This is a genomic window from Candidatus Hydrogenedens sp. (assembly GCA_035361075.1).
GTDB lineage: Bacteria > Hydrogenedentota > Hydrogenedentia > Hydrogenedentales > Hydrogenedentaceae > Hydrogenedens.
This window is the reverse complement of record DAOSBX010000007.1, coordinates 18761-29983: the sequence shown is the minus strand read 5'-3', so window position 1 is coordinate 29983 and position 11223 is coordinate 18761. Positions and strand designations below refer to the sequence as shown.

Below are 11223 nucleotides of genomic sequence, written 5' to 3'. Positions count from 1 at the left end.
TAAAATATCTTTTTAGTACCTTTAATCTTAAATTTTTATTTGGACAGTCGTGGTTTGATGATATATTCTATCCAATTAATAAATTCGCATTCACGGATTTTATCATCAATTAAATCATCATCAATCTTATATTGCCAGCGAATATATTTTAATGAGGGATTTGCATGTACCATTTCAAGTCGTGTTACATATATCATCATGTCTTCGTGGTCTCGGAACATTCCCTGTTGAATAAGTTTAGGTTCACGTGCAATGATTAACCGTGCAACTTCATGCAGATTATATTCAGGATGATATTGAGTTGCCCAGAATACACCTTTCTTATAATGAACCTCACACGCTTGAACAGTACTCCAATCATTTCCCGCTAATAAAATTCCTCCATCTGCCAATTTGGTTACATGGTCATCGTGACTAACAAAATGAGAATATACTTCAGGTTTTCCCTTAAACATGGGGTGTTTCTTCCCTTCTTCTGTTAGTCTGATTTTTGTTGCAATTCCCATCTCGCGTCCTTTAGGATGAGGCTCCACTTTTCCACCTGCAGAATAATTGGCTAATTGAATCCCCCAACAACTTCCTATTTGAGGAATACCTGCTTCATAACAACGCTGACACAAGTGGATATGTGCTTGCACTCGTGGGTCATCTTCATGGTAAATCGTTAGATTACATCCAGGCCAGATAACACCTGTATATTGACTTAATTGTTCATCTGTCGGTGGAACGGCACCTTCATCACTACTATACCAGATATCATATTCTGCCTCTGGTAAATATTTTATAAGCAAATCTGCATAAAGTATTCCAGCAAGTTTCATTCCTACCTGATCAAATTGTTCTCGGCTTTTTATGGGATAGCCATCTACTATAAGAAATCGAGGGACTTTACTCATATTAGCTACTCCTTTACTACTTTTTTATTTTTTGTGTTCATAAAAAATATTATTTAACTCTCTGTATCCATTTCCTGAATAATACGGGGCAAATCTTCATATTTCTTGCAAATAGCATCTGGACAGGCCCCATCTAAAGGTCTTTCCTTCACTGCTGTTAAAAGCACACCCCTTGCACCTACAGATTGTGGTCCCAAAATATCATTATGAGGACGGTCTCCTACATGAACAATATTTTGTAATTCAATATTAAAATGTCGGGCTACCGCTTCAAAAACAGCTGGATGTGGCTTGGATACACCTATCTCATCAGAAAAAACAAAATAGTCGAAATAAGGATACATACCCGCTTCCTGTAATAAAATTCTCAAATTTTTGCCAGGAGTGAAAATAGCATCCGATACAATAGATAATTTATATTGTTTACTCAATTCTTTTAATGCATCGACTGCACCTGGCACAGGGTCGGGCATATATTGAATTTCCATATCTTCATAAGCTTTTACTATCCCATCAAACACATCCTTCGGTAAAGAACGACCTAACCCTTCTAATAACACAGAAACTCGTTCTGCCACAGTCCACGTTACAAGTTGGTCATGCCATACTTTACGAAAGGCCGAATCTACAACATCAAAAGCGGTGTCCACAAGACTACGGTCAATAGGTGCTATTTTTGATAATGCATTATGAAGTATCTCTCGTCGCGAAATTTTTTTGTTCTTTAATCCTGCCTTTGCTCTCTTTGGCTCATCACTATCATCTACAAAAAGGCAATCCCATAAATCAAAAGTAACTACTTTAACTTTTGCCACTTGTTTATTCTCCAGTTAATAATAATTTTTAATATATTTGTAATACATGAAATTAAAGAGGGGAAAAAAGATGCTTAATTATAACAATTATGAATCCCATTTGAAAACAGTTACAACAGGGAAATGGTCCGATGGATACCTACCTTCTTTGCTATAAACAACGGTTTCGCATTTTAACGGATGGAATGGTCCTTGATATAAAACCCAATCAATGCGATAATCGGAATTGAGATCCGGGTCTTTAAAGCCACACCATGTTGTCAAAGGACCTGATTTTTCATCTGTTTTCAACCACGAATCATTAAAACCATTATTTATAAAAATCTTCCACGGTTCTGATTTTTCACCTACTGCATTAAAATCGCCTGTAATTATAATCGGCAAATTTATACCTTCCTTTTTTATTCTATCACAAATAATCTCTGCTCCTTTTTGACGAGCAGTTTCACCTTTATGGTCAAGGTGAGTATTGATATAAAGCATTTCCTTACCTGAAGGTTTATGTTTTAATTTTAACCATGTAACAATTCGTGTACAAACAGTATCCCAAGATTTTGAACCTGGCTCTTCAGGGGTTTCAGAAATCCAGAAATATTTAGTATCTAAAACATCCCATAAATCCTTTTTATAAAATATAGCGGTCTGTTCACTTGAACCATCTTTTTCTCTACCTCTTCCAACATAAGAGTATGAAGGTATCTGCTCCGCAATATATGTTGCCTGAAAATCAAGGCATTCTTGTGTCCCCAATAAATCTGGGTCATATTTTTTAATCACCTCCACAAGAACATCCTTTCTTTTGTTCCAGTGATTGGCTCCATCCATCGCAGTTCCATAGCGAAGATTAAATGTCATTACTTTAATAGTTTCTTCTGCATAACTTTGCTCCGTAAAAAAAGCAACATTAAAAATAACCGAAAAACAAAAAAATAAATAAACAAAAAATACAAAGTGTTTCATAATTTATTCCTTTCCATCATATTTATTTAATATAACAAACTAACATCTTACGAAATATTTTTTTCGTTTATCAAATTTGCTCTAAACAAAAAAGCACAGGTCATATTTTTATGACCTGTGCATGAAAGAGTGGCAAATATTTACCTGCTTACTTCTTGCAGCCTGCTTTCTTCGCAGGAGCCTTCTTCGCAGCGGCCTTTTTCGCAGGAGCCTTCTTCGCAGCGGCTTTCTTTGCTGTGGCCATTTCCATTCTCCTTTTTATAGGTTTATTTGATTTGTAAATCACACAGGGTATACCAAAAGTTTATTTTGTGGTATACCAACTATATTTATACTACATATAGATACCATTTGTCAAGAAAATTTTTACTTTTTCAATAAATATTTTTATTTTAATTAAAAATTATTATTTTATTTTTATCTATTATTTACATTAATGGACTAAAAAATACTTTTATTTATTACCATAGAATTTCATATTTAATAGGGTCTAAAAAGACAAGCTAACAAATAGCATATAAACAAAATTGAATTAAAAGTATAAAAAAAGCAAAAGCAAGAAAAGTTAATTTTACGTACCTATCTATAAACCCCCATCATATTCTATACAATAGGCATGCTTCTTAATTGTCTTTTAAGAATTTTACCAGTGGGACCTTTCGGTAATTGAGGTAAAACAATAACATCTTTTGGCCATTTAAATTTTGCTATCTTCTCCTGCAAGAATTGCATTATTTCTTCAGGATGAATTTCTTCTCCTTCTTTTGGAGACACATATACTCGCACTTCTTCCCCCCTTAATTTATCCGGTATTCCCACAACAGCCGCTTCAAGAACTTTAGGGTGAGTATATAAAACTTCTTCAATTTCACGTGGATATATATTCATTCCCCCGCGAATAATCAATTCTTTCTTTCGGTCAACGATATAAAAATATCCATCTTTATCAGTCCGTCCCATATCACCGGTATGAAACCAACCATTCAGCATAACTTCCGCTGTTGCTTCAGGTCGTTTGTAATAACCTTTCATTACATTATGTCCACGTATTACAATTTCTCCTATTTCATCTGCATCAGCAAAAGTTCCATCATCTCTCATAATTCTCATATCAACACCCCATATAGGCTTACCAATAGAACCTACACGAACTTCTTCTCCTAATACTGTAAATGATGCAACAGGGCTCGTCTCAGATAAACCATAACCTTCAAGAATAGTAATCCCATATCGTTCTTGAAACCGCTGGTGAATATCTGCTGGTAATGCAGCACCTCCTGAAACAGCTAACTGAACACACGAAAAATCGTAGTCTTGCCAGTTCGGGGCATTAAGTATAAATGCATACATTGTAGGAACCATTGCAAGAACATTGATTCGGTCGCGTGAGATAACTTCCATTGCCTTTTGTGTTTCAAATCTCGGAAGCATTGACATTGTTCCACCCCGTAAAATACTTGCATTCATAACACAGGTCTGTCCGAAAGAATGAAATAAAGGTAACACAACCAACGCTACCTGCCCCGGTTTTACCCTCACTATCTCATGTGATGCATAATACGCATTGAAAAACATATTGAAATGTGTTAGTTCAGCACCTTTAGGTGCACCGGTTGTCCCGGATGTATATAAAATCACCGCAGTATCATCTGGCATTGTTTGGACAACATCAAATTCTTCACTGGATTCCATAAGCGATTTATTAAAATTTTCACCAACTTCTAAATCTTCCATATTACCCATTGGTGGAATAATAAAAAGATGCTTACAGGACTCAACCGACTGGTAAGCTTTTATTGCTTCACCAGAACACCCATGATACACAAAAAAGGCTACCGATTCTGAATCGCGGATATAATGCTCTATTTCCATTTTTTGATATAACACATTTACAGGAACTACAGCTCCTCCTGCTTTCAAAATCCCATAATATATCATAGGGAAATAAGGAAGATTGGGTATCATCACCGCCACCTTATCCCCTTTTTTCAATCCCTTTTGCTTCAAGATATTTGCTACCCTATTTGAATATTTATTCAACTGTTCATAAGTGATTTTTATGTCATCCAATATCACAGCTGTAATTGTTGGATAACTCTTTGCTGTTTCTTCAAGAAAGTAACCTAAGTTCAACATAACAAATCTCCTTAAAAATATCCTTAATTAAATCCATAATTCTGCCAAAAACATAATACTGAAAAAATATGTGATAAGCAAATTTGTATACAACTTTAAGTGGACAATTAACATCGACAATTATTGTATAATCAACCTTATTTTGTTTTTTTATGATAATAAACAATTTGCTTAGTAAACAATGGAGTCTTATCACGTGATACATATTTGGTCACAATATGCTATTCCTAATATACCATCTGTTATATTTTGGATTTTTGTTGCATCAGGTGTATTAATTCAAGGCATCAGCAAATCAGGTTTTGCAGGTGGAGCCGGAATTATTTCCGTTCCTCTTATGATGTTAGTTATGCCTCCTGACAAGGTTACCGCAACTTTACTACCCATACTAATATTATGTGACTTAAATGCTATTTATGTTCATAGAAAAAACAAACAATGGAAACCAATTTTAGAAATTTATCTTCCAGCTATAGTAGGCATATTATTGGGCTCAATGATGTGGTGGTATATGGGAAAAAATGGAATTCAACAATTTGAAAAACCCCTAAAACAATTTGTTGGAATCATCGCAATTCTTTTTGCTTTATATATCTGGGCTCGTGAATTTTCATTAAAATGGGTAGAACAAAAAAGTTTCGGCATTAAGGTTGGAATTATTGCCGGCATTCTTGCAGGTATTACTTCAACACTTGCTCATGCAGCTGGTCCTATTGTTAGCCTTTTTCTCTTCTCAAAAAATTTGGGAAAGAGTTTATTTGTAGGCACAGTAGCATGGACATTTACCTTAATTAATTTAACTAAACTCCCTTTCTATATTGCAGTAGGATTGGTGGATTGGTCTGTATTAACATTTGATATTTTTCTAATTCCATTTGTTCCTATTGGCTCTGCTCTTGGGGTTTGGTTACACAATAAAATTTCAGAACGAACTTTTAATTTTGTTATCATGATTCTTACAATAATGATTGGTATTCAATTATTAATTGGGATAAACCCGATCGAGTTACTTGTTAAAATGTTAGCAAAAACACCTGTATCTGTTTCATAATATAGACTATGTCTAACAGACCTGAACATTTTAAACTCTCAATTGTTGCTCCTGTATATAATGAAGGAGCATACCTCGAACATTTTGTATCTGAGATTATAAGTACTCTTGAAAAACTTAATTTAAAAGAATTTTCAGAGATCATTCTCATCAACGACGGGAGTACAGATGACACAGGCAAAATAGCAGATTCATTAGCTGAACAATATCAAAATATTATTGGCGTGATACATCTTGCACGGAACTTCGGTCAACCTTCTGCTATTACTGCTGGCTTGCACTATGTCCAAGGAGATTGTGTTATCATCATGGACTCAGATGGACAAGATGACCCAAAATGTTTTTCAGATTTCATCAAACTATGGCAAGAAGGATATGATGTGGTTTTTGCAAAAAGAACAAATCGAAAAGAAACCATTCTATTCCGTTTTTTTGCATGGTTATTTTACCGTCTCTTATCCATCAGCGCCCAAGTTAATTTACCTTTAGACGCAGGCAATTTTGGACTATTGGATAAAAAAGTGGTAGATGCCATAAAGACATGTCCCGAACGAAATCGATACCTTCCTGGTTTAAGAAGTTGGGTTGGCTTTAAACAAACAGGTATTGATGTAGAAAGAAGAGCAAGATATGATAAGAAAAACAGAGTCGGACTACGTGGCTTATGGACACTTGCCATGAATGCCTTCTTTTCTTTTTCCTATGTGCCTCTTTTCTTTTTCCGACTTGCTGGCTTTTGCAGTCTTTTGTTATGTTTTATTATTATCGTTTTCGCTCTATATCATAAATTAATCACAGGTCTCGCTGTTACTGCTTGGGCTTCTCAACTAATTTCGGTTTCTTTTTTTGGAGGAATTAATTTGCTTGGAATTGGCTTACTCGGTGAATATATTGCCCGAATTTATGATGAGGTAAAACAACGACCTTTATTTATCTGTACCCGAACAACAGGTTTAAAAAATAAAATTACTGACGATTTCAATACTACAAAATACTAATAACATGGTAAAATTAAAGTATTAACATAATAAAAGGATATTATCGTGGCTGTGAATCCCAGTCATAATATTCATAAAGAAATAGGTCCTAAAAGTGAAGAACGGTATATATTCAGTTGGAATAATAACTCAGTGGAAGTCTGTATGATTTCAGATATTGGGAATCGCCGAACTAATAATGAGGACCGTTGTTTATTTTCTTGGTCAGATAATCCAGAACAAACTAAACAATTAGGCATATTAACCGCAGTAGCCGATGGCATGGGTGGAGCGGCTGCTGGTGAACATGCCAGTGAGATTGCGGTAAATTGTCTAAGTGATACCTACTTTAATTCAAATCTTGCAAGCATTCCTGAAACACTCGTTCAATCTGTAAATGTCGCAAATCAAACAATTTTCGACTTAAGCGAAAATGACCCAACTTACTTCGGAATGGGAACCACAGTTTCTGTTTTAGTGTTACATGGAGATATTGCTTATGTAGCACAAGTAGGTGATAGTCGTATTTATCTATACCGACCCGAGTATCCAATAAAACAAATTACTGAAGACCATTCCATTGTCGCAGAACAACTCAAAGAAGGGCTAATAACAGAAGAAGAGGCTCGCAACCATTCATTAAAAAATCTTATCACACGGGCTTTAGGGATTAAAGAAAATGTAGATATCGATTTATTTGCATTTCGAGTAAAAGTAGGCGATATTATTCTTCTATGTTCCGATGGGCTAAGCAACTTTATTTCTGAACGACAACTTCAAAAAGAATTAGAAAAAGATAATTTACTTACAGGTATTACTGCACTTGTTGAAAAAGCCATAAAAGAAGGGGGAACAGACAATATCACTGCAATTGGAATACGAATAATGGGTGCTTTGGATTCAAACGAATTCAGTAATTACAGAAATATGGTGATTATTTCTCCAGAGGGGAAACCTTCTTTATGGAAAAAGATAATTCACTTATTTAAGGCTCAAAAATAATTACCTTCTCCTTCGTGGACCCCGATGTTGAGCATGCGGACGTTTCTTATGTGATGGATTACGGCGTGGTTCTATTTCCATCTCTTTTCCACTTTCATCGTTAACCTCCATTTCTATAGAAGAAGCTACATTGTAGCTATAACATCGTGGACACTGAGATATTTCTTCCGCATCCGTATCCAGATAAACAAATGCACAATAAGAACACTTCCATACATTTTGGTTCTTAAACATCGTATAAATTTTTCTTGTACCAAATTCAGATAAGCCCCATAAAAAAACGCCCACGAACGCTATGATGACTGAATAGATAATAACCGCACTTGTAATTGAAATTTCTATCATGGTAATACCTTGGTAAAGCGATAACGGATTGTTACTTTTTGCTCTTGCGAATCAACCTGAATTAATGGTTCAAATCGTATTTTATTCACCTCCACCCGTATATACTTTGAAATTTCATCTTCTGTAATGTTTAAATCCAATACCTGAGAAACACTTCCGTCCGGTAATACTGTTAGCATAAAATCATACATCCCTTCTTTCTCCGATAAGTTTTCTTTAGATGTTTCTAACAATCCTGGAACAAATAATAGAGCCCTGTTAAATGGCGGGGTTATCCAACGATATATAATTTCTAAATTATTACTCAGCGATTGTTTCATTAACGGAGAAGCAGTGTCTCGAAAAGACTCCTTATCTTTTGGTTCCTGTCCAACAAATGGGCTTAATGCACTAATGGATTCTCTAATTCGATTAATCCCCTCTCCAAATTGAGCCCAACTATCTTTGTATTCCGCTATCAATGGTTCTAATGACGTGTCCTCTTCTGTCAACATACTGCGAAGTCTAAGTTTTTCCAACTGTTCAAATTCTAATTGCGGTAGTTCAAATTTATTTGTTTGTTTGAGTGCCTCTATATCACTTGCATCTTCATTTTCAAATGTTTCCAAATTATTAGATAGTTTTAAACGTTCTGCCCTGTCTGAAATTGAACCTTCTGACATATCAGTTTGAATAACACGAATATCTAAATATTGTAAATCTGTCCTCGGAATATACACAACAATCTTAAATAACGTCACAGCAGATAAATGTAAAATCAAAGCAAAAAGTATCATTTTAATGAAGCGACTTCGATCCTTCTTTAGTTGAATTAGTAAATCCCCCTGTGGCGTCGACGAAATACGATATTCCCACCCCTCCTTTTCATATTGTTTAGGAATAAAATCCTCCGAGATTTTAGGAACTACAAATGTCCCATCATGCTCTTCATCATATTTATAGTCTTTCTCGTGCTTGCGCACGGATTTTCGCGTGCGCCTCTTTTTCATAATACCTATCTTTTCTTATTGTGTTGTTTCGGATGTTGCTGGTATAGCAGCAATTCCGTAATGCTTTATGCCTACCGAATTTGCAATGCCAAGAACTTTGACCAGTCGTTCTGTAGGGACACGACGGTCAGGACGAATTAAAAGAAGTCCCTCGGGCCTCCGTTCATAAAAGTTCTCCAAAGCCCGCGTCAATTCATGCCAACTTTTAATTGGAACTTCACTATCCTCTGTATAATATATTTCCCCTTGATTATCTGGACCACCTTCTCCAAAGGCTAAAGTAACAGTTGCATCTTTCTGCTCCAATTGCTCGGATGAGTCACTTTTCGATAACTCCACAGGAATAGATGCCTGAACCACAAATGTTGAAGTTAACATGAAAAAGAGTAACAATTGAAAAACAACATCAATAAGAGGCGTTAAATCAATTGTTGCCTTTATTAACTTACTTTTATCTGATGCTCGTTTAAATTTCATGGTTAAATCTCCTTATCCCCCTGATGCCGTGTTAATAAATCCACCAATTCAGAAGAACTAATTTCCATTTCTACAATCATGTTATCTACCCGCGATACAAAGTAGTTATAAAAAACCAATAACGGTATCGCAACAGTAAGACCTGCAGCTGTTGTAATCAATGCATTTGATATACCTTCCGCAAGGTCTGAAGGATTTACCTGCCCTCTCTTATTTTGAATTGCTGCAAAACATTTAATCATTCCTTGCACCGTCCCAAGCAATCCCAACAACGGAGCTATACTTGCACACGTGGCTAAAGCAGATAAATATCGTTCCAATCGGGGTATTTCCATTTGTCCCGCATCCTCGATGGCTTCCCGTATCTCATCTTTCGATTTTTTATACCTCATGATTCCTGCTTTTAATATTCGTGCCACAGGGGCATCAACTCGATTACACGTATCTATAGCATCTTGAATACGGTTCTGTCTCAATATCTGGCGAATGGTATCCATAAATTCACTGGTATCAATTCCAGCTCTACGCAGGAACCAAAAACGCTCAATAATAATACATACACCTATCACCGAACAAAGCATGATAGGCCACATGAGAATTCCACCTTTAAACATAATTTCAAGAGGGTCCATTGGCATTGTTTAGTTCTCCTTTCAAAATATTTTCTTTACTCCACAAAATTCTTGCAAAATTATCAGGAAAGATATACAAGCGTTCCCAATCCTTCCCGAGTAAAAATCTCCAGAAGCAAACTGTGTGGGATACGTCCATCAATTATATGCGTTTTGCGAACACCACTATCTAATGCTTTCAAACATGCTTCTATCTTGGGAAGCATTCCACCTGTAATAACTTTTTCTTCTTTTAAACGATGTATTTCACTGGAAGCTAACTGGTGTATTAATGTATCTGGATTTGATGGGTCTCTCAACAATCCTGGGGTGTCCGTTAAGAATACCAATTTTTCTGCTCGCAAAGCGGAAGCAATATCCCCTGCCACTGTATCCGCATTTACATTCCAGACATTTCCCCATTCATCTGTTGCTAATGGTGCAATAACAGGAATAAAACCTGCTTCACATAGAACTTGTATCAACTTGGTCTCGATACGTGTTATTCTTCCTACCTGCCCAATATCAGTCCCATCATCTGCATATTTTTTTACTGCATAAATAATTGGACCATCCTTTCCACAAATCCCAACGGCAGAACCTCCCGCCTTATTTATTAAAGCGACAATATCCTTATTCACCGTCCCCCCTAGAACCATCTCTACGACATTCATTGTCTTTTCGTCTGTAATTCGTAATCCTTGTGGATTAAATTGTGGTGTTATTCCAAGGTCCTTTAACATCACATTTATAGAAGGACCACCACCATGTACAATAATAGGGTTCATCCCTACATACTTCATCAACACAATATCCTCTGCAGTACTTTGCCGTAGTCGCTCATCAAGCATAGCCGCACCACCATATTTTATTACAACCGTCTTACCAAAAAATTCACGGATATACGGCAAAGCCTCGACTAATATCCCAGCTTTTTCAATAATCTTTTGCATGGTTTTTCCTT

Annotated in this window: 12 protein-coding genes; 3 read left to right on the top strand and 9 right to left on the bottom strand. The window is 35.9% G+C overall.

The genetic code is table 11. From position 1 onward, the window contains the following. Positions 1-35 precede the first annotated feature (35 nt). The 4 genes from PLJ10_03525 to PLJ10_03510 form a co-directional block, all read right to left on the bottom strand. Complete coding sequence (locus tag PLJ10_03525) at positions 36-896, bottom strand: type 1 glutamine amidotransferase (protein HOK08712.1); 861 nt, start codon at positions 894-896, stop codon at positions 36-38. A 53-nt stretch (positions 897-949) separates the two neighbouring features. Further along, positions 950-1711, bottom strand: coding sequence for an HAD family hydrolase (locus tag PLJ10_03520; protein ID HOK08711.1), 762 nt, complete (start codon positions 1709-1711; stop codon positions 950-952). Positions 1712-1798: 87 nt separating this feature from the next. Further along, positions 1799-2671 carry an endonuclease/exonuclease/phosphatase family protein gene (locus PLJ10_03515; protein HOK08710.1) on the bottom strand — a complete coding sequence of 291 codons (873 nt, stop codon included), beginning with the start codon at positions 2669-2671 and terminating at the stop codon, positions 1799-1801. Positions 2672-3274: 603 nt separating this feature from the next. Further along, the gene (locus tag PLJ10_03510) at positions 3275-4807 is read right to left on the bottom strand and encodes a long-chain fatty acid--CoA ligase (protein HOK08709.1); all 1533 of its coding nucleotides are present in this window, start codon (positions 4805-4807) and stop codon (positions 3275-3277) included. Positions 4808-5003: 196 nt separating this feature from the next. Between PLJ10_03510 and PLJ10_03505 the strand changes: the two genes are divergently transcribed. From PLJ10_03505 to PLJ10_03495, 3 genes are read left to right on the top strand one after another with little or no spacing between them, the layout of a single operon-like run. Further along, a complete protein-coding gene (locus tag PLJ10_03505) occupies positions 5004-5858 on the top strand; it encodes a sulfite exporter TauE/SafE family protein (protein ID HOK08708.1) in 855 nt (284 codons plus the stop codon). A gap of 8 nt (positions 5859-5866) precedes the next feature. Further along, the gene (locus PLJ10_03500) at positions 5867-6856 is read left to right on the top strand and encodes a glycosyltransferase family 2 protein (protein HOK08707.1); all 990 of its coding nucleotides are present in this window, start codon (positions 5867-5869) and stop codon (positions 6854-6856) included. Positions 6857-6901: 45 nt separating this feature from the next. Next, positions 6902-7837 carry a Stp1/IreP family PP2C-type Ser/Thr phosphatase gene (locus tag PLJ10_03495; GenBank protein ID HOK08706.1) on the top strand — a complete coding sequence of 312 codons (936 nt, stop codon included), beginning with the start codon at positions 6902-6904 and terminating at the stop codon, positions 7835-7837. Here PLJ10_03495 and PLJ10_03490 read toward each other — a convergent pair whose 3' ends face one another. The 5 genes from PLJ10_03490 to argB are packed head-to-tail and all read right to left on the bottom strand — an operon-like array spanning position 7838 to position 11212. Then, complete coding sequence (locus PLJ10_03490) at positions 7838-8182, bottom strand: hypothetical protein (protein ID HOK08705.1); 345 nt, start codon at positions 8180-8182, stop codon at positions 7838-7840. Next, positions 8179-9171, bottom strand: a complete 993-nt coding sequence (locus PLJ10_03485) for a hypothetical protein (protein ID HOK08704.1) — start codon at positions 9169-9171, stop codon at positions 8179-8181. Before PLJ10_03485 ends, PLJ10_03490 begins: the two co-directional genes overlap by 4 nt. Positions 9172-9186: 15 nt before the next feature. Continuing rightward, on the bottom strand, positions 9187-9648 hold the full coding sequence (locus tag PLJ10_03480; protein HOK08703.1) for a biopolymer transporter ExbD: 462 nt from the start codon (positions 9646-9648) through the stop codon (positions 9187-9189). A 2-nt stretch (positions 9649-9650) separates the two neighbouring features. Continuing rightward, the gene (locus tag PLJ10_03475; protein ID HOK08702.1) at positions 9651-10286 is read right to left on the bottom strand and encodes a MotA/TolQ/ExbB proton channel family protein; all 636 of its coding nucleotides are present in this window, start codon (positions 10284-10286) and stop codon (positions 9651-9653) included. A 56-nt stretch (positions 10287-10342) separates the two neighbouring features. Next, positions 10343-11212 carry an acetylglutamate kinase gene (argB, locus tag PLJ10_03470; protein ID HOK08701.1) on the bottom strand — a complete coding sequence of 290 codons (870 nt, stop codon included), beginning with the start codon at positions 11210-11212 and terminating at the stop codon, positions 10343-10345. Positions 11213-11223: the final 11 nt, after the last annotated feature.

Excerpts from the sequence above, each read along its gene's own strand:
- PLJ10_03525 (HOK08712.1), bottom strand. The coding sequence starts at position 896 with ATGAGTAAAGTCCCTCGATTTCTTATAGTAGATGGCTATCCCATAAAA.
- PLJ10_03515 (HOK08710.1), bottom strand. The coding sequence starts at position 2,671 with ATGAAACACTTTGTATTTTTTGTTTATTTATTTTTTTGTTTTTCGGTT.
- PLJ10_03510 (HOK08709.1), bottom strand. The coding sequence starts at position 4,807 with ATGTTGAACTTAGGTTACTTTCTTGAAGAAACAGCAAAGAGTTATCCA.
- PLJ10_03500 (HOK08707.1), top strand. The coding sequence starts at position 5,867 with ATGTCTAACAGACCTGAACATTTTAAACTCTCAATTGTTGCTCCTGTA.
- PLJ10_03490 (HOK08705.1), bottom strand. The coding sequence starts at position 8,182 with ATGATAGAAATTTCAATTACAAGTGCGGTTATTATCTATTCAGTCATC.
- PLJ10_03485 (HOK08704.1), bottom strand. The coding sequence starts at position 9,171 with ATGAAAAAGAGGCGCACGCGAAAATCCGTGCGCAAGCACGAGAAAGAC.
- PLJ10_03480 (HOK08703.1), bottom strand. The coding sequence starts at position 9,648 with ATGAAATTTAAACGAGCATCAGATAAAAGTAAGTTAATAAAGGCAACA.
- PLJ10_03475 (HOK08702.1), bottom strand. The coding sequence starts at position 10,286 with ATGCCAATGGACCCTCTTGAAATTATGTTTAAAGGTGGAATTCTCATG.
- argB (HOK08701.1), bottom strand. The coding sequence starts at position 11,212 with ATGCAAAAGATTATTGAAAAAGCTGGGATATTAGTCGAGGCTTTGCCG.